The sequence below is a fragment of the Hydrogenophaga sp. genome, assembly GCF_019264445.1.
Lineage (GTDB): Bacteria > Pseudomonadota > Gammaproteobacteria > Burkholderiales > Burkholderiaceae_C > Hydrogenophaga.
In genome coordinates, this window is the sequence record NZ_JAHVAB010000059.1 from 15685 (window position 1) to 37990 (window position 22306).

Annotated in this window: 21 protein-coding genes; 10 read left to right on the forward strand and 11 right to left on the reverse strand. The window is 66.4% G+C overall.

Annotated elements, in window-relative coordinates; translation table 11 throughout:
• Positions 1–9: 9 nt before the first annotated feature.
• Positions 10–876, forward strand: a complete 867-nt coding sequence (locus tag KXJ60_RS11845; protein WP_291127554.1) for a pirin family protein — start codon at positions 10–12, stop codon at positions 874–876.
• Between the two features lie 12 nt (positions 877–888).
• Here the strand turns inward: KXJ60_RS11845 and KXJ60_RS11850 are convergent, their stop codons facing one another.
• The 7 genes from KXJ60_RS11850 to KXJ60_RS11880 all read right to left on the reverse strand — a co-directional run bounded on the left by KXJ60_RS11850 (position 889) and on the right by KXJ60_RS11880 (position 7345).
• The gene (locus KXJ60_RS11850; RefSeq protein WP_291127557.1) at positions 889–1503 is read right to left on the reverse strand and encodes a YitT family protein; all 615 of its coding nucleotides are present in this window, start codon (positions 1501–1503) and stop codon (positions 889–891) included.
• A 90-nt stretch (positions 1504–1593) separates the two neighbouring features.
• A complete protein-coding gene (gene cynS, locus KXJ60_RS11855; RefSeq protein ID WP_291127560.1) occupies positions 1594–2037 on the reverse strand; it encodes a cyanase in 444 nt (147 codons plus the stop codon).
• Between the two features lie 132 nt (positions 2038–2169).
• Positions 2170–3039 (reverse strand): ABC transporter ATP-binding protein, encoded by an 870-nt coding sequence (locus KXJ60_RS11860; RefSeq protein WP_291127563.1) that lies wholly within the window; start codon positions 3037–3039, stop codon positions 2170–2172.
• Complete coding sequence (gene ntrB, locus KXJ60_RS11865; RefSeq protein ID WP_291127566.1) at positions 3029–3892, reverse strand: nitrate ABC transporter permease; 864 nt, start codon at positions 3890–3892, stop codon at positions 3029–3031. Before ntrB ends, KXJ60_RS11860 begins: the two co-directional genes overlap by 11 nt.
• Positions 3893–3894: 2 nt before the next feature.
• The gene (locus tag KXJ60_RS11870; RefSeq protein WP_291127569.1) at positions 3895–5310 is read right to left on the reverse strand and encodes a CmpA/NrtA family ABC transporter substrate-binding protein; all 1416 of its coding nucleotides are present in this window, start codon (positions 5308–5310) and stop codon (positions 3895–3897) included.
• A 146-nt stretch (positions 5311–5456) separates the two neighbouring features.
• Positions 5457–6119: a response regulator transcription factor gene (locus KXJ60_RS11875; protein ID WP_291127800.1), complete on the reverse strand. Its 663-nt coding sequence runs from the start codon at positions 6117–6119 to the stop codon at positions 5457–5459.
• A gap of 17 nt (positions 6120–6136) precedes the next feature.
• Complete coding sequence (locus KXJ60_RS11880) at positions 6137–7345, reverse strand: PAS domain-containing sensor histidine kinase (RefSeq protein ID WP_291127803.1); 1209 nt, start codon at positions 7343–7345, stop codon at positions 6137–6139.
• A 76-nt stretch (positions 7346–7421) separates the two neighbouring features.
• Here KXJ60_RS11880 and KXJ60_RS11885 point away from each other — a divergent pair, with 76 nt between their 5' ends.
• The gene (locus tag KXJ60_RS11885) at positions 7422–8069 is read left to right on the forward strand and encodes a cyclic nucleotide-binding domain-containing protein (RefSeq protein WP_291127572.1); all 648 of its coding nucleotides are present in this window, start codon (positions 7422–7424) and stop codon (positions 8067–8069) included.
• Here the strand turns inward: KXJ60_RS11885 and KXJ60_RS11890 are convergent, their stop codons facing one another.
• Both KXJ60_RS11890 and KXJ60_RS11895 read right to left on the reverse strand, forming a co-directional pair.
• Entirely contained in the window at positions 8070–9023 is a 954-nt protein-coding gene (locus KXJ60_RS11890; protein WP_291127575.1) for a TerC family protein, read from the reverse strand.
• A 285-nt stretch (positions 9024–9308) separates the two neighbouring features.
• The gene (locus KXJ60_RS11895; RefSeq protein ID WP_291127577.1) at positions 9309–10355 is read right to left on the reverse strand and encodes a homocysteine S-methyltransferase family protein; all 1047 of its coding nucleotides are present in this window, start codon (positions 10353–10355) and stop codon (positions 9309–9311) included.
• Between the two features lie 80 nt (positions 10356–10435).
• Here KXJ60_RS11895 and KXJ60_RS11900 point away from each other — a divergent pair, with 80 nt between their 5' ends.
• From KXJ60_RS11900 to KXJ60_RS11910, 3 genes are all read left to right on the forward strand, one after another.
• Positions 10436–10855 (forward strand): rhodanese-like domain-containing protein, encoded by a 420-nt coding sequence (locus KXJ60_RS11900; protein ID WP_291127580.1) that lies wholly within the window; start codon positions 10436–10438, stop codon positions 10853–10855.
• Between the two features lie 25 nt (positions 10856–10880).
• Entirely contained in the window at positions 10881–12791 is a 1911-nt protein-coding gene (recQ, locus tag KXJ60_RS11905) for a DNA helicase RecQ (RefSeq protein ID WP_291127583.1), read from the forward strand.
• Positions 12792–12967: 176 nt separating this feature from the next.
• Positions 12968–13318 (forward strand): hypothetical protein, encoded by a 351-nt coding sequence (locus KXJ60_RS11910; RefSeq protein ID WP_291127586.1) that lies wholly within the window; start codon positions 12968–12970, stop codon positions 13316–13318.
• 107 nt (positions 13319–13425) lie between these two features.
• On the opposite strand, the gene KXJ60_RS11915 is transcribed toward KXJ60_RS11910, so the two are convergent.
• On the reverse strand, positions 13426–15831 hold the full coding sequence (locus KXJ60_RS11915) for an AAA family ATPase (protein WP_291127589.1): 2406 nt from the start codon (positions 15829–15831) through the stop codon (positions 13426–13428).
• 149 nt (positions 15832–15980) lie between these two features.
• Between KXJ60_RS11915 and KXJ60_RS11920 the strand changes: the two genes are divergently transcribed.
• The 5 genes from KXJ60_RS11920 to KXJ60_RS11940 all read left to right on the forward strand — a co-directional run bounded on the left by KXJ60_RS11920 (position 15981) and on the right by KXJ60_RS11940 (position 21564).
• A complete protein-coding gene (locus KXJ60_RS11920) occupies positions 15981–17180 on the forward strand; it encodes a threonine ammonia-lyase (RefSeq protein WP_291127592.1) in 1200 nt (399 codons plus the stop codon).
• A gap of 76 nt (positions 17181–17256) precedes the next feature.
• Positions 17257–18738: a mechanosensitive ion channel gene (locus tag KXJ60_RS11925; RefSeq protein ID WP_291127595.1), complete on the forward strand. Its 1482-nt coding sequence runs from the start codon at positions 17257–17259 to the stop codon at positions 18736–18738.
• Positions 18722–19150, forward strand: a complete 429-nt coding sequence (locus KXJ60_RS11930) for a PaaI family thioesterase (protein ID WP_291127599.1) — start codon at positions 18722–18724, stop codon at positions 19148–19150. The genes KXJ60_RS11925 and KXJ60_RS11930 overlap by 17 nt, the downstream gene beginning before the upstream one ends.
• A gap of 52 nt (positions 19151–19202) precedes the next feature.
• On the forward strand, positions 19203–19346 hold the full coding sequence (locus KXJ60_RS11935) for a hypothetical protein (RefSeq protein ID WP_291127603.1): 144 nt from the start codon (positions 19203–19205) through the stop codon (positions 19344–19346).
• A gap of 358 nt (positions 19347–19704) precedes the next feature.
• Positions 19705–21564 (forward strand): phosphoenolpyruvate carboxykinase (GTP), encoded by a 1860-nt coding sequence (locus KXJ60_RS11940; protein ID WP_291127606.1) that lies wholly within the window; start codon positions 19705–19707, stop codon positions 21562–21564.
• Positions 21565–21694: 130 nt separating this feature from the next.
• Here the strand turns inward: KXJ60_RS11940 and KXJ60_RS11945 are convergent, their stop codons facing one another.
• Complete coding sequence (locus KXJ60_RS11945; protein ID WP_291127608.1) at positions 21695–22255, reverse strand: hypothetical protein; 561 nt, start codon at positions 22253–22255, stop codon at positions 21695–21697.
• Between the last annotated feature and the right edge of the window lie 51 nt (positions 22256–22306).

Sequence of the window (22306 nt, forward strand, 5' to 3'; positions counted from 1 at the left end):
GAGTTCACGATGCTTGAGATGGTGATCACCGCCCGCGAGGCGGACCTGGGCCACGGCCTGAAGGTGCGGCGCGTGCTGCCGTATGCCAAGCGCCGCATGGTCGGCCCGTGGATCTTCGTGGACCACGCCGGCCCCGTGACGCTGGCCGCCGAAGACACGCGCGCGGCCGATGTGCGGCCGCACCCGCACATCGGCCTGTCCACGGTGAGCTACCTGCTCAGCGGGCAGGTGTCGCACCGCGACAGCCTGGGCGTGCACCAGCTCATCAACCCCGGCGACGTGAACTGGATGACCGCCGGGCGCGGCATCTCGCATTCGGAGCGCTTCAAGCACCCCGACTCGTTCGCGGGTGGCGGGCTCGAACTCATGCAGCTGTGGGTGGCCCTGCCCGAGGCCGACGAAGAGACCGACCCCGCCTTCACCCACTACCCGTCGGCCGACCTGCCGGTGCGCGACGAGGGCGGCGTGTGGATGCGCCTGATCGCCGGCGAGGCCTACGGCATGAAGAGCCCCGTGCGCACGCACTCGCCGCTGTTTTACCTGCACACCGAGTGGCAACCTGGCGCCCGCCTGGCGCTGCCCGGCGGCTACAGCGAACAGGCCGCCTACGTGGCGCGCGGTGAAGTCGAGTACGACGGCGTCACCTACGTGCCGGGCCAGCTGCTGGTGTTCGGCAACGACACCGACGCCACCCTGAAGGCCCACACCAAGGCCACGCTCATGGTGTTTGGCGGTGAGCCGGTGGGCGAGCGCCACGTGTTCTGGAACTTCGTGTCCTCGCGCAAGGAGCGCATCGAGCAAGCCAAGGCCGACTGGGCCGCGGGCCGCTTTGCGCTGCCCCCCGACGACAACCAGGAGTGGATTCCGCTGCCTTGAGCCTCGGGGTGGCTACACGCCGAGGTAGCGCCCGGGCCGGTGGTTGAGCGTGAGGATGGCGCCAATGGCCACCGCACCCACCACCGACTGCAGCACGCGCTGCGGCGGCACCACCGCGAGCGCGGCCAGCACCACCAGCACGTCCACGCCCATCTGCACATGGCCCGCGCGCACGCCGCGGCTCTGCTGCAGCCACTGCGCCACGATGTTCACGCCGCCCACGCTGGCCTGGTGGCGCAGCAGGGCGAGCAAACCAAAACCAATGAGAAAGCCGCCCAGCACCGAGGCCACCCAAGGGTTGAGCAGCTCGAAGCGCACCACCTGCGGCGCCAGCGCGGTGCACAGCGACACCAGCGTGACCGCGCACAAGCTCTTGAGCGTGAACGCCACGCCCAGGCGCTGCCACGACAGCCAGAAGAACGGCAGGCTGAACAGGAAGAAGCACAACGCCAGGCTCAGCCCGGTGGCGTAACTCACCAGAAACGCCACGCCCGCCACACCCCCCGTGAGCAGGCCCGCGTGGGCAAACATGGTCATGCCCAGCGCCACAAAGAGCGAACCGGCGACCAGCGCGTGGCCATCGTCCAGCCAGGAATGGGACAGGCGGATCAGGGGTGTGGTGGGCATGCGGGTATCTAAGCACAACGCATGCCTCGCTGGCGGTTGCCTGCAAGCCCAGCGCACACAGCCCAGGGTGATCCGCAGGGCGCGCCTCGATCAGTACTGTTTGTAGGGCAGGAACTTGCCCGACATCACGATCTGCACGCGGTCGCCATTGGGGTCGGCCTGGCGCTGCATGTCCATCTTGAAGTCGATCGCGCTCATGATGCCGTCGCCGAATTCTTCGTGGATCAGTTCCTTGAAGGTCGTGCCGTACACGCTCACCAGCTCGTAGAAGCGGTAGATCAGCGGGTCGGTGGGCACGGACGTGGGCAGCGAGCCCTTGTAGGGCACGACCTGCAGCCACTTCTGCTCTTCGGTGGACAGGCCGAAGATCTTGCCCAGGGCCTTGGCTTGTGCGGGTGTGGCCGTCATCTGGCCCAGGCACAGCGCGGTGGTCCATTCCTTGGACTGGCCCACCTTCTTGGCCACATCGGCCCAGCTCAGGCCCTTGGTGACTTTGGTGTTGATGATTTTTTCGGTGACGTCGAGTCGGCTCATGGTGTTGCCTCTTTGTTGATGAAACGGTTGAGTGAAGGGAAGTGGTCCAGGGACACCGCGGGTCCGGCTCCGCCGGCCCCAGGTGTCGCCCCCCTCCCCGAGGGGGGTGGCGCCGAAGGCGACGCGGGGGGTTCAATGGGCTCGCGCACGCGAGACCAGGAAGTCCACGATGTGGTTGCGCAAGTCGTAGTAGCCATCGAGGTGATGGAGTTGCGCGCGCGTGCGGCTGCGGGGCAGCGGGTTCACCACCACCTCGGCCATGCCACCGGGCTTGTAGCCGCCGGGCGTGTCCGTGCCGTTGCTCATGAGCAGGATGCGGTCGGCCAGCAGGATGGCTTCGTCCACGTCGTGCGTGATCATGAACACCGTTTGCTGCGTCTCGCGCACGATGCCCATCAGTTCGTCCTGGATGGTCCCGCGCGTGAGCGCATCGAGCGCGCCAAAGGGCTCGTCGAGCAGCAGCATCTTGGGCTGGATGGCGAACGCCCGCGCAATGCCCACGCGCTGCTTCATGCCGCCCGAGAGCTGGCTGGGCTTCTTGTCGATGGCCGGCGACAGACCCACCAGCGCCACGAACTTTTCCACATGCGCGCTGAGCTCGGCGCGCGGCATGTCGGGCCAGCGCGACTTGACGGCAAACGCGATGTTTTGCCGCACGGTGAGCCACGGCATGAGCGCGTGGCTCTGGAACACCACGCCGCGCTCCAGGCTGGGGCCGGCGATCTCGCGGCCGTCCATGAAGCAGTGGCCGGAGGTGGCGGTGTCCAGCCCCGCGAGCACGTTGAGAATGGTGGTCTTGCCGCAGCCGCTGTGGCCGATGATGCAGACGAACTCGCCTTTGTCGATGGCGAAGGACACGTCGGCGAACACCGGCTTGTCGGCCTGGTAGGCCTTGGCGAGTTGTTCAACCTGGAGGAAACCGGTCATCTTGGGCGCTTTCGTTGGGGCCGCTGCAATGGCTTGGGGCAAGGCGCTTTCGCGCACGCTGGTGTCACTCCACATAGGTCACCGCCTTCTGCAGTTGGGCAAACATCAGGTCGAGCAACATGCCCACCACGCCGATCAGCAGAACGGCAAAGATCACGTTGGTGAGCGAGAGGTTGTTCCACTCGTTCCACACGAAGTAGCCCACGCCGGTGCCGCCCACCAGCATCTCGGCGGCCACGATCACCAGCCAGGCAATGCCCATGCTGATGCGCATGCCGATGAGGATGGTGGGCGCAGCCGCCGGCAAGATCACCTGGAAGGCCTTGCGGATCGGGTTCACCTCCAGCGTGCTGGCCACGTTAAGCCACTCGCGCTTGACCGACGCCACGCCAAAGGCGGTGTTGATCAGCATGGGCCAGACCGAGCAGATGAAGATGACGAAGATGCCGCTCACGTCGCTGTCCTTGAGCGTGTAGAGCGCCAGCGGCATCCAGGCCAGCGGGCTGATCGGCTTCAAGACCTGCACGAACGGGTCGAACGCCTTGCGCATGAGCGGCGACATCCCGATGAGAAAGCCCAGCGGAATGGCCACGGCCATGGCGAGCAGAAAGCCCAGGCCCACGCGCGCCAGCGAATGCGCGAGCTGGATGCCGATGCCCTTGTCGTTCGGTCCCTTGTCGTAGAACGGATCAGAGAGCTGCGCCCAGGTCGCCTTGGCCACTTCGATGGGCGGCGGGAAGCCGGTGCTCTTGGCCGCACCGGGGTCCTTGCCCATCATCTTGGCGTACTCGATTTCCTCGGCCGTCATGCCGGCGGAGGCGCCGCCAATGCTCGGCCCGCTGGTGGAGAGCTGCCACGCCCCGACAAAGAAGACGAAGATGAGCAGCGACACCAGGGCCGCGCGCAGGTTGAGGGTGGCGGTCTTCATGGTCACGCGGCCTTGCTGATGGCAAAGCTCTTGAGGTACTCGGCCGGTTTGGCGGCGTCAAACGGCTTGCCCATGATGGTGTGCTTGGTGTAGCCCGGCCCTGCGGCGAAAGGCTGACCGAGGTCCTTCATGTACTTGCGCGCGTCGGTGATGAGGAACACCCGCTCGGCAATCTGCTTGTAGTTCACGTCGCCCTTGATGTAGCCCCAGCGCTGCATCTGCGTGAGCATCCACACCGCCATGCTCTGCCACGGCATCGGGTCGAAGTCGGCGCGGTCGGGCACCGTCTGGATCTTGCCCAGGCCGTCGGCGAAGCGGCCGGTGAGCACCTGCGTGAGCACGGCTTCGGGCTGGTTGAGGTACTGCGTGGGTGCAATCACCTTGGCAATGAGCTCGCGGTTCTTCGGGTCGCGCGCCATGGCGGCCGAAGTGAGCACCGCGCGGTACAGCGCCGCGAAGGTGTTGGGGTTCTTCTGGATGAACTCGGTGCTGGTGCCGAAGGCGCAGCAGGGGTGGCCGTTCCAGAGGTCCTTGGTCAGCACGTGGATGAAGCCGACTTCGTCAAACACCGCGCGCTGGTTGAACGGATCGGGGCCGAGGAAGCCGTCGATGTTGCCGGCGCGCAGGTTGGCCACCATCTCGGCGGGCGGGATCACGCGCAGCTGCACGTCGGTGTCCGGGTTCAGGCCGTTCTCTGCGAGGTAGTAGCGCAGCAGGAAGTTGTGCATCGAGTAGTCAAACGGGATGCCGAACTTGAAGCCCTTCCAGTTCTTCGGGTCGCGGTTGTCCTTGTGCTTGAGCGCGAGCGTGATGGCCTGGCCGTTGATGTTCTGGATCGTGGCCACGTTCATCGGCGTGGCGTTGCTGCCCAGGCCCAGCGAGATGGCCAGCGGCATCGGCGAGAGGAAGTGCGACGCGTCGTACTCCTTGTTGATCATCTTGTCGCGCACCAGCGCCCAGCCTGCGGTCTTGGTGACCTCGACGTTGAGGCCCTGCTTGCTGTAGAAGCCCAGCGGGTGCGCCATGATCAGCGGCGTGGCGCAGGTGATCGGAATGAAGCCGATCTTCAGGTTGGTCTTCTCCAGCGTGCCGGGCTTGCCCGCCTCTTGCGCCATGGCCTGCATGGTGCCCACGGGCAGCACGCTCGCAATGGCGGCCATGGCCGTGCCCTTGCCCACCGCGCGCAGGAAACGGCGGCGCACTTCGTCGTGCGGGAACAGCGCTTTCACCAGCGTTGCTTCAATGAACTCGTTGCTGTAGGCCTCGAACTCGGCCGTCTCGCTGCGGCGGCGCAGCTCGATCGCCGCGCTGTCTGCGGCCACCTCGGCGTGGTGGTCGGCCACGGTGTGGTCGCGCCCGCAGCTGCACTTCATCATGAGCGGACGATCGGCGTTGTAGGGGTCGAAGAATTCGGACATGGCGCACCTCGTGTGTTGAAGACGAGGAGGTCTTTGCAAGCACCGGGCCAACCAAGCCGCCCGCAGCCGCTTTGAGCGCCCTGGGTGCGCAAGTCGTGCAGCGCTTTCCCACGCGGTGTAGGGCCAGCCCTACATACGGCGCGCTTTCAGCCGTTTTTGGGCGCGCGGGCGTGGCGCTCGGCGTACAGCGCGAGCTCCACATCGTTCTTCGTGCCGGTCTTCTCCAGCACGCGTGCACGGTAAGTGCTCACGGTGTTGGGCGCCAGGCCCAGCTGCGCACCAATTTCGCTCACGGTGCGCCCCTGCGTGAGCAGGCGGTAGACCTGGTACTCGCGGTGCGACAGCGCCTCCGGCCCCGCCTGCGCGGCCGCGCTGCCCACGGCGGCGGCCAGCGCCTCGGCCGTGGCCTGGCTCACAAACACCGCGCCACCGGCGGCCTTGCGCACCGCGGCCAGCATGTCGTCGGGGTCGGCGCTCTTGTTGAGGTAGCCGCAGGCACCCAGGCGGATGCAGCGCACCGCGTACTGCTTCTCGGGGTAGGTGCTGAGCATGAGCACCGGCAGGCGCGGGTGGTCGCGCTTGATGGCCTGCAGCACGTCCAGGCCATCGAGGCCGGGCATGGCGATGTCGAGCAACACGAGGTCCAGCCCCAGGCTGCCGCCGAGTTCGTTCACCTGCGCCAGCACCTCTTCACCGGTTTGCGCTTCCGCCACCACCTGCACGTCGGGCGCATCGGCCAGGATCTGTTTGAGGCCTTCGCGCACGATGCGGTGGTCGTCGCCGATCAGCACGCGAATGGTCTCTGCCAGCACATCAAAACTGGTGTTCAAGCTAGGTCTCCACGCAGCGCGACCGCCAGGCACATGCGCGTGCCCTGACCTGGTGCGCTGTCGATTTGAATATGGCCGCCGAAATGGCGCGCCCGCTCGCGCATGCCCATCACGCCGTAGGCATTCGCGGCCTCGAAGGCTTGCGGCGGTGCGCCCACGCCATTGTCCTGCACGGTCAGTTGCAGTGCAGTCCCCTGCACGACGATGTGCACCCCCAGGCGGTTGGCACGCGCGTGGCGCCCCACGTTGCTAAGCATTTCCTGAAAGATGCGAAACACCGCCATGGCCAGCGGTTCGGGCGGCTCGGGGGCGTCGGCCACCTCCATGCACCAGTCCAGCGCCATCTCGGCGGACTGCACGAATTCCTGCGCCTGCCATTCGAGCGCCGCCCACAGGCCCTGGTGGTCCAGGATGCTGGGGCGCAGGTCCGTGATGATGCGCCCGACGTTGTCCACCGCGGTCTCGATCAGCCGGCTCATGTTCTGGCACTTGCAGCGCATGCGCTCGCGCATGTCGTGGGCGGCTTCGGCGGTGCGCTGCTCCTGCTCGGCCAGGCGCTTGTCCATCCAGTTCACGTCCATCTTGAGCGCCACCAGCAGGCTGCCGAGCTCATCGTGCACCTCGCGGGCGATGCGGGTGCGCTCGTCTTCACGCACCGTCTCGGACCGCGCAGCGAGTTCGCGCACCTGCTTGAGCGCTGTGGCCAGCGCGAGCGTGCGCTCACCCACACGTTCTTCCAGCTCGTCCTTGGCGCGCTGCAGCGCATCGGCGGCGCGCTTGCGCTCGGTGATGTCGACGAAGGTGACCACCGCGCCGCGCACCTCGCCACCGTCCAGGATGGGGTGGCTCGAATACTCCACCGGAAAGGCCGAGCCGTCGCGGCGCCAGAACACCTCGCTGTCGATGCGGCACGGCAGGCCCTGGCGAAAGGCGTTGAAGATCGGGCAATCTTCCACCGGGTAGTGCGCGCCGTCGGCGTGCGAGTGGTGGGTGAGGTCGTGCATGTTGCAGCCCAGCAGCTCCGCGGGCTCGAAGCCGATCATGCGGGCGCCCGCGTGGTTGATGAACACGCACAGGCCGTCCAGGTCCACGCCGAACACGCCCTCGCCGGTGGACGCCAGCAGCAGCGCGAGCGGGTCGCGCCAGGCACCGGCAGACGGCGTCTGCGGGCGGCTGACCAGATGGGTGGAGGCGTCCAGGTGCATGGTGGTGCCCAAGCAATGGATGTGCCAAAGCGGTGCACGCGGGGTGGATCATTGCGCGCAAACGCATGACAATCGCGTGTTTTCTGCCCGCCCCACCGCCATGGCCCTGTTCCACACCTTGTTTGGTACCCGCGACGACACCGCCAGCGCGCGCAAGCGCCGCTCGGTCGCGCTGCGCGAGCGTGTGAGCGCTTCAGGCACCGCCGTGCGCGCGGCCGACCTGCTGCGCTCGTCCACGGCGCTGATCCAGCTGAGCGAGGCAGAAGCCCTCACGGTGGTGGGCTACATGCAGCTGCGCCGCTGCGCGGAGGGCGAGGCCATCATCCGCCAGGGCGACAGCGGGGGCAGCGGCGACGACGGCTTCATGGCGCTGGTGGTCGAAGGCGAGGTCACGGTGGAGGCCGTGACGGTCAGCCGCACCTCGCCGCTGACCATCAACGTGCTCGGCCCAGGCCACCTGATGGGCGAGATGTCGCTGATGGACGGCGCGGCCCGCTCGGCCACCTGCACTGCCAGCACCGAGGTGCGCTGCGCGGTGCTCACGCGGGAGGCGCTGGAGGCCCTCATGGCCGAGGAGCCCGCCACCGCCGCCAAGCTGCTGAGCGCGGTGGCCCTGCGCCTGAGCCGCCGCCTGCGCGAGGCCGACAGCAAACTGCAGCTCTACAGCCAGCTGGTGCAGAGCATGCAGCAGGAGATCAACCGGCTGGTGCCGGACGAATCCTGATCAGCTGCTCTTCTCGGCGGTGCGGTTGCTCCACAGCATGGTGACCACCAGGATGGCGAACACCACGCCCAGCGACACGGCCACCGGAATCTTGTAGATGTCGATCAGCAGCATCTTGGTGCCGATGAAGACCAGGATCACGGCCAGGCCGTAGTTCAGCAGGTGGAAGCGGCTGGCAGCGGCCTGCAGCAGGAAGAACATGGCGCGCAGGCCCAGGATGGCAAACACGTTGCTGGTCAGCACGATGAACGGGTCCTTGGTGATTGCGAAGATGGCGGGGATCGAGTCCACCGCAAAGATCACGTCGGTCAGGCCCACCAGGCAGATCACCATGAACAGCGGCGTGGCAATGCGCTTGCCGTTTTCCATGGTGAAGAACTTCTCGCCGTCAAAACCCTTGCTCACGGGCAGCACCTTGCGCAGCAGCTTGAGCGCGGGGTTGTCGTCCAGGTTGGGTTCCTGGCCAGCGGCCCACCACATCTTGACGCCGGTCAGCACCAGGAAGGCACCGAACACATAGAGCACCCAGTGGAACTCCGAGATCAGCCAGCCGCCGACCAGAATCATCACGGTGCGCAGCACGATGGCGCCCAGGATGCCGATCATCAGCACGCGCTTCTGGAACTCTGGCGGCACCGCGAAGTACGTGAAGATCAGCAGGAAGACGAAGATGTTGTCCACCGCCAGGCTCTTCTCGATGAGGTAGCCCGTCAGGAACTCCAGCGACTTTTCGGTGGCAAGTTCGCTGGACCCGGTGCTGTCCTTGATGGCCCACCAGAACAGCGCGTTGAACACGAAGCTCAAGGCGACCCAGATGATCGACCAGTTCAGCGCTTCCTTCACGCCCACGGCATGGGAGCCCTGCTTCTTGAGCACCACAAAGTCGACAAACAAGGCCGCCACGACGAACACGACGAAGACGACCCACAGCCACAGCGGGGCAATGCTATCCATTGAGAAACCTCAGGTTGGTGTTGAACAAACACCCCAAGGTCTTGCCACGGCCACGCAATGCGGCGGGGAGTTTCCGGCGACCGGCAGGTCGCGTATTGACGAAAACTCCTCCTGCCGGACACCGACTGGGCGTCGGGCGGCAGGCTGACTACTCCCCTTGAAGGGAACCGCGATTGTCTTCGAGCCGGCAAGCCCCGCAAACTGAAAGACCTTCAGGAAAAACCTGAAGGTCTTGGCGTCATCGACAGATTGCCGGGTCACCACGTCCTGCGTGGTGCCGTCGGCTCAGGCCGCTTCCTTGTAGAAGTAGTCGCGCTTGAGGCCGCGTGGCGCCAGCGGCTCCACGCTCAGGCGGATCGCTTCGATGTGCTGCGGCGTGGTGCCACAGCAACCGCCGACGATGTTGACCAGGCCTTCCGCGGCGAACTCGCGCAGCAGGCGGCTGGTGTCTTCGGGCGTCTCGTCAAAGCCGGTGTCGCTCATCGGGTTGGGCAGACCGGCATTGGGGTAGCAGCTGATGAACGTGTCACCCGCGGCCTTGGCCAGCTCCTGGATGTACGGCCGCATCAGCGCCGCGCCCAGCGCGCAGTTCAACCCCACAGCCATCGGCTGCAGGTGGCGCACGCTCGCCCAGAAGGCGGTCACGGTCTGGCCGCTCAGAATGCGGCCGGATGCGTCCGTCACGGTGCCGCTGATGATCAGCGGCAGGCGCTGGCCGCTGGTCTCGAAGAACTCGTCGATGGCAAACAGCGCGGCCTTGGCGTTGAGCGTGTCGAAGATGGTTTCGACCAGCAGCACGTCGGCCCCGCCTTCCACCAGCGCCTCGATCTGCTCGAGGTACGCCGCGCGCAGTTGCTCGAAGGTGACGTTGCGCGCACCTGCGTCGTTCACATCGGGGCTGATGCTCGCGGTCTTGGGCGTTGGGCCCAGGGCGCCGGCCACGAAGCGCGGCTTGTCGGGTGTGCTGAACTTGTCGCAGGCTGCACGCGCCAGGCGGGCCGATGCCAGGTTCATCTCGCGCGCCAGGTGACCCATCTCGTAGTCGTCCTGTGCGATGGTGGTGGCACCGAAGGTGTTGGTCTCGATCAGGTCGGCGCCGGCGGCCAGGTAGCCTTCGTGAATGTCGCGGATCACGTCGGGGCGCGTGAGGCTGAGCAGCTCGTTGTTGCCCTTCACATCCTTGTGAAAGTCCTTGAAGCGCTCGCCCCGGTACTCGGCCTCGCCCAGCTTGAAGCGCTGGATCATGGTGCCCATGGCGCCGTCCAGGATGGCAATGCGGTGCTTGAGGATGTCGGGCAGCGACTGGGCGCGGGTGTAGGCAGGAGCGTTCATGCCCGGATTGTAAGAAGCCCCCTCGGCGCGGCCCCGCGCGCCAGACCGGCGGCCCTTCGAATTCCCCGACAATACCGGGCATGAAACACCTCACGCCCCAGCAGGCCTGGGCCTGGCTGCAGGCCGAACGCGAGCAACGCGCGGCCCGTGGCGAGGAGCCCCCGCTGTTTGTCGACGTGCGCATGGAGATCGAGTCGCTCTACGTGGGCCGCCCGCCCGGCGTGGAGAACATCCCCTGGTACGAGTACCCCGACCTCACACCCGACCCCGTGCGCTTTGCGCAGGCCGTGGAGCGCGAGGCCGGCCAGAAGAGCCGCCCGGTGCTGCTCATCTGCCGCAGCGGCAAGCGCACGCAGGACGCAGGCAAGGCACTGGAAGCGGCCGGCTTCACCAACGTGGCGCACGTGCTGCACGGCTTTGAGGGCGAACTCAACGAGGACTTCAAGCGCTCCAGCCTCAACGGCTGGCGGTTTGACGGCCTGCCCTGGGAGCAGATGTGAAGCTCGCCGCGCCAGAGGTGTCCGCGTGACCGAAGCCATCGACATCGCCCCCGGCAGCGAGATCCTGGAGAGCAGCCTGGACGTGCTGCACGAGGTGTTCGGCTACGACGCCTTCCGCGGCCCGCAGGCCGACATCGTCTCGCACGTGGGCGCGGGCGGCGACGCGCTGGTGCTCATGCCCACGGGCGGTGGCAAATCGCTGTGCTACCAGGTGCCAGCCATCGTGCGCGAGCGCGCTGGCCAGGGCCTTACCGTGGTGGTGTCGCCCCTGATCGCCTTGATGCACGACCAGGTGGGCGCCTTGATCGAAGCCGGCGTGGCCGCCGCCTTCCTCAACTCCAGCCTGTCGCTGGAAGACGCGCAGCAGGTGGAAAAGCAGATGCTGCGCGGCGAGCTCACCCTGCTCTACGCCGCCCCTGAGCGCCTGACCACGCCGCGCTTTTTGGCACTGCTGGATTCGCTGCACGAGCGCGGCAAGCTCAGCCTCTTCGCCATCGACGAAGCGCACTGCGTGAGCCAGTGGGGCCACGACTTCCGCCCCGAATACCGCGCGCTGGTGGTGCTGCACGAACGCTACGCCGGCGTGCCCCGCGTGGCGCTCACCGCCACCGCCGACGATCTCACCCGCGCCGACATCGTCGAGCGCCTGCAGCTGCAGGAAGCCCGCACCTTCATCAGCAGCTTTGACCGGCCCAACATCCGCTACCAGCTGGTGGAAAAGAAGGACGCCACCGCGCAGCTGCAGCGCTTCATTCGCGACGAGCACACCAGCGCCGAAGGCCATGACGCGGGCATCGTCTACTGCCAGTCGCGCCGCCGCGTGGAAGAGGTGGCGTCCCTGCTCAACGAAGCCGGCTTTAACGCCCTGCCGTATCACGCCGGGCTGGACGCGGCGGTGCGCCAGCGCCACCAGGACCGCTTCCTGCGCGAAGAGGGCTTGATCATGGTGGCCACGATCGCCTTCGGCATGGGCATCGACAAGCCCGATGTGCGCTTTGTCGCCCACCTGGACATGCCCAAGAACATCGAAGGCTATTACCAGGAAACCGGGCGCGCCGGGCGCGACGGCGAACCCGCCAACGCCTGGATGGCCTACGGTCTGCAGGACGTGGTGAACCAGCGCCGCATGATCGACGAAAGCCCGGCGGCCGACGAGTTCAAGAACGTGCTCCGCGGCAAGCTCGACGCCCTGCTCACCCTGGCCGAGGCCAGCGACTGCCGCCGCGTGCGGCTGCTGCAGTACTTCGGCGAGAGCAGCCAGCCCTGCGGCAACTGCGACAACTGCCTCACGCCGCCCGAGATGTTTGACGCGACCGAATCGGCGCGCAAGCTGCTCTCGTGCATCTACCGCGTGCAGCAAGCCAGCGGCACGGCGTTTGGCGCGGGCCATATCATGGACATCCTGCGCGGCAAGGTCACCGACAAGGTCACGCAGTACCAGCACGACAAGCTCTCCACCTTCGGCATCGGCGCCGACCTCTCCGAGACGCAATGGCGCGCGCTGCTGCGCCAGCTCATCGCGCGCGAAGCGGTGCAGGTGCACGACGCGCCCTACAACACCCTGCACCTGGCCGACGCCGCGCGCGACATCCTCAAAGGCCACAGCACGGTGCGCCTGAAATCATTGGCCGACAAGGCGTCCGGCTCGGTGCGCAGCGGGCGCCAGCGCGCCGCACGTGCCACCGTGAAGGACGACGGCGTGCCGCTGAGCCTGTCGGAGCGCGAGTGCCTGGAAGCGCTCAAGGCCTGGCGCGCCGGCGTGGCGCGCGAGCACAACCTGCCGGCATTCGTGATCTTTCACGACGCCACGCTGCGCGCCATCGCGGCCCGCAAACCCGAAAGCCTGGCCGATCTGGACGGCATTGCGGGTATCGGGCAGAAAAAACGCGAGGCCTACGGTGCGGACGTGGTCCGGGTGGTGAGTGCTTTCGTGTGAGCTGACATCGCGCCAAGGTCATCGCGTGTCAACCAAGGTGTGACAGCGTCGACCGCCCGTCGGCACACCCTCTTTTGACCGCCCGGTCAGCTCAAGACCCGAGGCGCACTGCCGATGTTTCTGGTGAAGCGGGGGATGTGTTCTCCCAGCCAAGATCCCACGAAACGGAGCGCGTCATGTTTTTCAGATTGCCATGGTTTGGCAAATCCCGGCCGATGCAGCCGCAGTACCACGACACCCAGGTGCTGGAGCTCGACTTTCTGGTGGACGAGTTCCATGAAGCCATGGCCGACATCAAGGACCCGGTGCGCCAGCGCATGCACGCGGCGCTGATGTCCTGCCAAACCCCCAAGGACCTCTGGTTCCTGCGCAGCAAGCTGTTCAACCTGATCTCCAAACACCATTGCGAAAGCGTGGCCACCGTGCGTGTGGGCCGCCTCGACCAGAAGCTGCGCTTCTTCGTGAGCAACCACCCCGACTACTCGCCCGACGAACTGCCGACCGGGCCGATGGCGTTGTTGCATTGATCCCCCCCGCGCCGCCTGCGGCGTCATCCCCCAGGGGGCGGCAGCTGCGGCCCCGGATAAACAAAAAGGCCACCTTCGGGTGGCCTTTTTGTTTGGAGGGTCGGTCGTCAGTGTGTAAAGCCCATGGGCCGCGCCTCACGCACCTCTGGCTTGATGCGGTGCTCGGCTTCCAGCTGGGCAATGAATTCCTCGGGAGCGAGTGCTTCGGCGAGGATCTCGACCTGGCGCTTCACCGCCGCGAAGTCACCCGGGCACAACTGTTCCAGCTTGGCCAGCCGCGCGGCCAGCGCCGCATCCAGCCGCGTGGCGTCTCCGCCCAGGGCCTCCACCACGAACATCCTCTCGCGCTGCGCCAGCGTGAGCGGCTTGAAGCGGATCTTGAAAGTGAAGCGCCGCAGTGCCGCCTGATCGATGCTGTCCATCAGGTTGGTGGTGCAGATGAAGATGCCGGCAAAGCGCTCCATGCCCTGCAACATCTCATTGACCTCGGTCACCTCGTACGTGCGCTGCGCGCCCCGGCGGTCTTGCAGGAAGCTGTCGGCCTCGTCCAGCAGCAACACCGCCTTCTCCGCTTCCGCCTCCCGGAACATCGCGGCCATCTGCTGTTCGGTCTCGCCCACGAACTTGCTCACGAGATCGCTGGCGCGGCGGATCATGAGCGGGCGCTCCAGCTGCTGCGCCAGGTGCTCGGCCAGCGCCGTCTTGCCCGTGCCCGGCGCGCCGTGGAAACACAGGCAGCCGTGGCCGCGCGCCTTGAGCGCTGCAATCACGCGCGGCAGCTCGTAGCGCGACTCGACATTGAGCATGTCCAGGCTGTACTGCGTGGCGCTGGGGCGCTGCACCAGGTCGGGTTTTCGCCCCAGGGCCAGGTCGGCGTTCTTCAGCTGGCGTTCGATCAGCTCGTCCAGCATGGGCGCGGGCTGCGCCGGCGCGCGGGCCCGCCGTGCCGCCGGTTTGGCGGGGCTGGCCGCGAGTTGCGCGAAGCGCAGCGCGGTGCGGATCTGCGCGGGCGTGAGACCTTTGCGCTCGGTCAGGCGCGCCACCAGCGCGTCGGACACCGGCGCGCCTTCCAGCGTCTTGCGCACGAGTTGCTCACGCGCGCCTGGAGGCGGGCTCTTGAGCTCCAGGTGGTAAGCGAAGCGGCGGCGAAACGCCGGGTCGATCTGTTCAATGCGGTTGGTGACCCAAAGGGTGGGGACCGCATTGGTTTCCAGGATCTGGTTCACCCAGGCCTTGCCGCTGACGCTGCTGGTGTGTGAAGCGGCCACGTGCTCGGCGCGCGCCATGATCTGCGCGGCCTCGCTGGAGATGGGCGGAAACACGTCCTCCACTTCGTCAAACAGGAGCGCGGAGTGCGCAGTGCCCTTGAGGAACACCTGGGCGATCTGCAGCGAGCGGTAGCGGTCGCGCCCACTGAGCGCATTGCCGTCGCGGTCGGCGTATTCGACCTCGAAGAGCTCCAGGCCCGCGGCCTGCGCGACCACGCGCGCGAGCTCGGTCTTGCCGGTGCCAGGCGGGCCGTACATGAGCACGTTCACCCCGAGTTCCTTGCGGGCCACGGCTTCGCGCAGCAAACCACACAGCAGGCGCACGTCTTCGCCCACATAGTCGAAGTCTTTCGCCGTCAACGCCGAGCGCGCGGCCGGCCGCGTGAACACCGCCATCAGCTCGCTCTGTGTGCGGTACTCGCGCATGAGCACCGGCGGGAGTTTTTCGCTGACCTTCATCAGGTCGGCCAGGTCGGTGATGTTGTGCTCGGAGATCAGGTTCTCGACCATGCCGATGCGCTCCAGGCGAGAGCCGGCGCGCAGTGCTTCGCCGACTTCGCTGGCCTTCACGCCGGCCACATCGGCAATCGCCGCGTACGCCTCGGGCGCGTTGTTCACCTTGAACTCGACCAGGATGGATCGCAGGTCGCGCTGGTAACGGGCCAGCGTGCCGTAGAGCAGCAGCGCGCGCTCGGCGCGGTTGAGCTGCAGCAGGCTGGCCAGCGCGTCGATGTTTTTTTCCACCAGGGTGGACTGCTTCTTCAGCGAATGGCTGAGCCATTCACCGGTGACGGCCAGCACCGAGAGCAGGTCTTTGGGCGACTCCTTGGCGTATTCGTCCAGATAGAAGAACAGCGTGCCTTCTTCGTAGGGGCCGCGCCACACACCGTAGCGCTCCATGAAGGCGTTGGTGGCCAGGCGGTCGTGTCCACTCCAGAGCTCGTTGTCCTTGCAGCGGCGCTGCAGGAACTCGCGCAAGCGCAGCAGCACGGTGTGCGGCCACACGAGATGGCGCCCGGCGAGCGAGAGCAGCGTGTTGAGATCGCGGCGCACATTGAAACGCGGGCCCTGGCGGGCAGCGAGCGTGAGCACGAAGTGCGAGCACATGAGGTCGAGCACCGGCGCCTGGCGCAGCCCATGCGGCACGAACACGCGCCCCTCACCCACGCCCGGGCTGCGCCCATCGCGTGCGTCAAGAACAGTGCGGGCCGCCGGTACCGCTGCTTGCGGCAAGCGCTTGGTCATCCAGACACCTCCAGTCGGGGTAGAGCCGACATTGCAGCGGACCATAACCCAGCTTGATCAATCATGGAAGAGAGTGATGCAGCCTGTCTGAGCAATTTGTCGGGCTTTCACGCCGCGCGCGGTCGGGCAGGCCAGTTCACAATCGCGCCATGCTGCAACTTCATGACATCGAAACCGCCGCCGGTCGCCTCTCGGGCCATGTGCTGGACACCCCCTTCGTCGAATCGCGCACGATCTCCCAGCTCACCGGTTGCCAGGTGTTCCTCAAGTTCGAGAACCTGCAGTACACGGCGTCCTTCAAGGAGCGTGGCGCCTGCAACAAGCTCGCGCAGCTCAGCGCCGACGAACGGGCGCGCGGCGTGATCGCGATGAGCGCCGGCAACCACGCCCAGGGCGTGGCCTACCACGCGCAACGCCTGGGGCTGCGCGCCGTCATCGTCATGCCGCGCTTCACCCCCGGGGTGAAGGTGGAGCGCACGCGCGGCTTCGGCGCCGAGGTGGTGCTGCACGGCGACACGCTGGAGGCATCGCGCGCCCATGCCCGCGAGCTCGCCCAGCAGCAGGGCCTGGTGTTCGTGCATCCGTACGACGACGAGGCGATCGTCGCCGGACAGGGCACCGTGGCCCTGGAGATGCTGCGCGTGCAGCCCGATCTGGACACCCTTGTGGTCGCCATCGGCGGCGGCGGCTTGATCGCCGGCATGGCCACGGCGGCCAAGGCCCTGCGGCCGGGTATCGAGATCGTGGGCGTGCAGACCGAGCGTTTCCCGGCCATGGTCAATGCCATCAAGGGCACCCACCTGCCCCAGGGCTCCAGCACGATTGCCGAAGGCATCGCGGTGGGCACTCCCGGTGTGATCACAGAGGCCATCATCCGCCAGCGTGTGGACGATCTGCTGCTCGTGGACGAAGGCGATATCGAGCAGGCCATCGTGATGCTGCTGGAGATCGAGAAAACGCTGGTCGAAGGCGCCGGTGCCGCCGGCCTGGCCGCGCTGCTCAAGCATCCGCAGCGCTTCGCGGGCAAGCGGGTGGGGCTGGTGCTGTGTGGCGGCAACATCGACCCGCTGCTGCTGGCCTCGATCATCGAGCGCGGCATGGTGCGCGCGGGTCGCCTGGCGCGTATTCAGGTCAACGCACGCGACGTGCCGGGCAACCTGGCGCGCATCACCGCCACCGTGGCGGAAGCCGGCGCAAACATCGACGAGGTGCACCACCAGCGCGCGTTCACACTGCTGGCAGCGCAGAACGTGGCCATCGAGCTCGTGCTCCAGACTCGAGGGCGCGAACACATCGCGCAGGTCATCGAACGCCTGCGCGAGGCCGGGTTCGAAGCCACGCTGCTCTGAGGCCTGGCGTCGGTTGACGCTGCGGCGGCCGCTCTGACATCATCGGTCGGTCTTTCAACGCGCACGGGGGATGAGCATGGACACCAACACCTTGTGGAACTCGCTGCAGAACACGCTGGGCACGCACATCCCCCAGCTGCTGGGCGCTCTGGCCATCTTCATTCTGGGGTGGTTCATTGCGGTGCTGGTGCGCGCTGCCGCCCGCAAGACGCTGGGCTTCGTCGGCGTCAACCACCGCTTTGGCAAGCTCACCAGCACGCACGTGGACATCGAGGGCGCGGTCGGGCTCGCGCTGTTCTGGGTGGTGATCCTGCTCACCCTCATTGCGGTGTTCAACTCCCTCAACCTGGCTATCGTCTCTGGCCCGTTCTCGGCCTTCACCACGCAGATCTTTGTGTACGCGCCGCGCATCCTGGGCGGCTTGTTGCTGGCATTGCTGGCGTGGCTGGTCGCCAGCGTCGTGCGCGCGCTCTCCCAGCGCCTGCTCGACAAAACCACACTCGACGAGAAGCTGTCGGAGCACGCAGACATGGCGCCCATCAGCGACAGCCTCTCCGGCGCGCTGTTCTGGCTGGTGATCTTGCTCTTTGTGCCCGGCATCCTGGGTGCGCTGCAGATGGAAGGCTTGCTCGATCCGCTGCGTTCGATGGTGACCAAGACCCTGGACATCCTGCCCAACGCGCTGGCCGCGGTCGTGATCGGCGGTGTCGGCTGGATCGTGGCCACCGTGCTGCGCAACCTCACCACCCACCTGAGCCGCACCGCCGGGGTGGACAGGCTCGGTCACCGCGCCGGCCTGACCGATGCGGTCCAGCTCTCGCGCGTGATCGGCATGCTGGTCTTCATCGCCGTGTTTCTGCCCTCGCTGGTGGCCGCGCTGGACGCGCTCAAGATCGAAGCCATCTCGCGCCCGGCGACCGACATGCTCTCCACGCTGATGCAAGCGGTGCCGCACCTGATTGCAGCCGCGCTCATCCTGGTCGTCACGTGGCTGGTGGCGTCCTTCGCGAGCCAGTTGCTCGCCAGCCTGCTGGCCAGCCTCGGCTTTGACACGCTGCCCGCTCGCGTGCAGATGGCGCATGCCTTTGAGAAAACCCGCGCCTCCACCGCCGTTGGCCGGGTGGTGCTGTTCTTTGCCATGCTGTTCGCCACCGTCGAGGCGGCCGCGCAACTGGGCTTCACCCAGCTCAGCGACATGGTGGCCAACTTCATCCGCTTTGGTGGCGACATCCTGCTGGGCTCGGCCATCCTGGTGATCGGCTTCTGGCTGGCCAACCTGGCCCACGACGCGATCGACCGCGCCAGCGGCGCCGGCACCAAAGGCCTGGCGCGCATCGGCCGCTACGCCATCCTGGCCCTGGTCATCGCCATGGGCCTGCGCGCCATGGGCATTGCCGATGACATCGTCAACCTGGCCTTTGGTCTCACGCTGGGGGCGGTGGCGGTGGCGGTGGCGCTGTCGTTCGGCCTGGGCGGCAGGGAAGCCGCAGGCAAACTGATGGACCATTGGCTTTCCAAGTTTCGCCGTGAGGACCGCTCCAATGACCGCATCCCCTGAACCCACCCTCAGCGTCGAACTGCTCCAGGGACTGCTCCGCGAATGGTTCGCGCCCTGGATTCAGGCCATGGGCCTGCAGGTCGAGTCGTTTGCCCCTGGTGAGGTCACCCTGCGGTTGCCACAAAGCGATCAGCTCTCCCGCATTGGCGGCATGCTGTGCGGGCAAGCCATGATGTCGGCCGCCGACACCGCCATGGTGCTGGCCATCGTCACACAGCTGGGCACCCGGCGACCCATGACGACCGTGCAGCTCAACACCAGCTTTCTCAAGCCGCTCTCTGGCCAGGACGCCCGCATCACGGCCCGCGTGCTGCGGGCCGGCAAGAGCCTCGTCTTCGGAGAAATCGACATGTGCGGGGCGAACGACGGCCGCAGCGTGTGCCGCGCCAGCACCACCTACGCCCTGCTCTGAAACACTTCCCGTAAAATCACCGGAGTTTTTGAACCCACCGACGGAGCGCGACATGTCTCACCACGATCACCACACCCCCAGCGACCAGCCCCAGGACGTCGTGGAGTCCATCGTTCCCATGATGCCCATCGTGCTCCCCATCGCCGGTGCGGTGCTGATGTTCCTGCTGGCCTTCATCGCCATCTACATGGCCTGAACCGCCCAGGTTCATGACAAGCCGGACGCCCGCCAGGGCCTTCGGCTTTCTTTTTGGGGCCGCTGGCCGCTCCAACCGTTTAATGCATCACGTTATGCGGGTTTTGCATGTAACCGGACCGTAACTTTGCGGGCGCTTTCTTAAAATCGGGGGCATAGGCCGACACGCTGATCAAGCCCGGGTCCATCCGCCCAAGCTTCATCTCCCCTGCTGCCCCGCCATCCGCACCGCAGCCTCCACGCGCCGACCGCCCTTCTTGTCCGAAGGGACCCTTTGACAGCCGCCCCGTCAGTTGCCTGACGCCAGCGGCTGTCGGTGTCTCTGAGGCTGCCGGTTTACAAACTTCTGGAGCGACTCCATGAATTCACCCGTGATGCAGGGCCTGACCCTCAACACCCCTTCCTACGTCAAGAACGCCCGTCTCATCGCCTGGGTGGCCGACATGGCCGCGCTGTGCAAGCCCGACAGCATCTACTGGTGCGACGGCAGCGAGGAAGAGTACGCGCGCCTCTGCCAGCAACTGGTGGACGCCGGCACCCTCAAGAAGCTGGACCCGGTCAAACGCCCCAACAGTTTCCTGGCCTGCTCCGACCCGTCGGACGTGGCCCGCGTGGAGGACCGCACGTTCATCTGCTCGCAAAAGCAGGAAGACGCCGGCCCGACCAACAACTGGAAGGCGCCCGCCGAGATGCGCGCCACCCTGCAACCCCTCTTTGACGGTTGCATGCGCGGACGCACGATGTACGTGGTGCCTTTCAGCATGGGACCGCTGGGCAGCCCCATCGCCCACATCGGCATCGAGCTGTCTGACAGCGCGTACGTTGCGGTCAACATGAAGCTCATGACCCGCATGGGCAAAGCCGTCTTCGACGTGCTGGGCAGCGACGGCGATTTCGTGCCCTGCGTGCACACCGTGGGCGCACCGCTGGCCGAAGGCGAAGCCGACAAGACCACCTGGCCTTGCAACCCGACCACCAAATACATCGTCCACTACCCCGAAACGCGCGAAATCTGGAGCTACGGCTCGGGCTACGGCGGCAACGCGCTGCTGGGCAAGAAGTGCTTCGCACTGCGCATTGCGTCCACCATGGGCAAGCAGCAGGGCTGGCTGGCCGAACACATGCTGATCCTGGGCGTGACCAACCCCCAGGGCAAGAAGTACCACGTGGCAGCGGCCTTCCCCAGCGCCTGTGGCAAGACCAACTTCGCCATGCTCATCCCGCCCAAGGGCTTCGAAGGCTGGAAGGTCACCACCATCGGTGACGACATCGCCTGGATCAAGCCCGGCAAGGACGGTCGCCTGTACGCCATCAACCCCGAAGCGGGTTACTTCGGCGTCGCCCCCGGCACCAACACGCTGACCAACCCGAACTGCATGGCCAGCCTCGACAAGGACGTGATCTTCACCAACGTCGCGCTGACCGACGATGGCGATGTGTGGTGGGAAGGCATGAGCGATGCGCCCGCGCACGCTATCGACTGGCAAGGCAAGGACTGGACGCCACAGATTGCCAAGGAAACCGGCGCCAAGGCCGCCCACCCCAATGCCCGCTTTACCGTGGCCGCCACCAACAACCCCGCACTCGACCCGGCCTGGGACGACCCGGCCGGTGTGGCCATCGATGCGTTCATCTTCGGCGGCCGCCGCAGCACCACCGTGCCGCTGGTGACCGAAGCCCGCAACTGGACCGAAGGCGTCTACATGGCCGCCACCATGGGTTCGGAAACCACCGCCGCGGCCTTTGGTGCCCAGGGCGTGGTGCGCCGCGATCCCTTCGCCATGCTGCCGTTCACCGGCTACAACATGAGCGACTACTTCCAGCACTGGCTGGACGTGGGCAACCAGCTCGCCGGCCAGGGCGCCAAGCTGCCGGCCATCTACTGCGTGAACTGGTTCCGCAAGGACGAGGCCGGCAAGTTCGTCTGGCCAGGTTTTGGCGAGAACATGCGCGTTCTGAAGTGGATGATCGACCGCCTCGAAGGCCAGGCAGGTGCAGGCACCGAGCATGCGTTCGGCGTGAGCCCGCGCTTTGATGACATCCACTGGGAGGGCCTGAATTTCTCGGCCGACCAGTACCGCACCGTCACCCACATTGATCGCGCCGCCTGGGTCAAAGAGCTCGAGCTGCATGCCGAGCTGTTCACCCAGCTGGCCCACCATTTGCCCCGGGAGCTCGAGGAGACAAAAGCGCAGATCGAGAAGCGCCTGGCCGCCTGAAGCTGGCCGCGCCCGACCACCGGCGGCCTGCAAGATCTGCTGGCCGCCGAACCGCTCCTGACCCATCCCCGTCAGGGCGAAAAAAAAAGCCACCGGACCCGGTGGCTTTTTTGTGGGCGCTTGACGCGTGTCAGATGTAGTACATCAGGCGGTTGCGTGCGCGGGCCGTGCCCAGACGCTCCCAGTAGCCCATCTCCGGCTCTGCCGTCTTCGTGGCCTCTGGCAAGCCCAGGGGTGCGAGGGCTTCGGCAAACGCTTGAGCGGGTTCCTCTGCAGCCTCTTCGGCGTGCGTGCGAGCGGCCATCAGCTCGTTCATGAGGCGATGGTCCATGCGGGCCATTTCCCACATGCGGGTCTCGGCGCGCGCTTCGGCCAGCGCTTGCGACCAGCCGTCCAGCGACACCACAGCGCGGCGGGCCAGGGAGCGGGCGGTGTCGGCAAACAGTGCCATGCCGGCGAACACCACGACCCACAGGAACACCCAGGCCAGGAACAGCTGGCCATCGGCCCAGGTGCTGATGAGGCGGTCGGCCACCACGACCATGGCGGCCACGACGGCGGCCAGCAACATGGCGGTCAGGCCACGCGCACTCTCGGTGCGGCGTTGAATGCCATCCACACCCTTGTGCGCGGGCATGGAAGCCGGGCGCAAGCCCAGCGGGGCAGAGGAAACAGATGTGAACGTGCTCATGAAGAACTCCTGAAAGGGATGAATGTCTTTTGGACACCGCAATACTAGGGT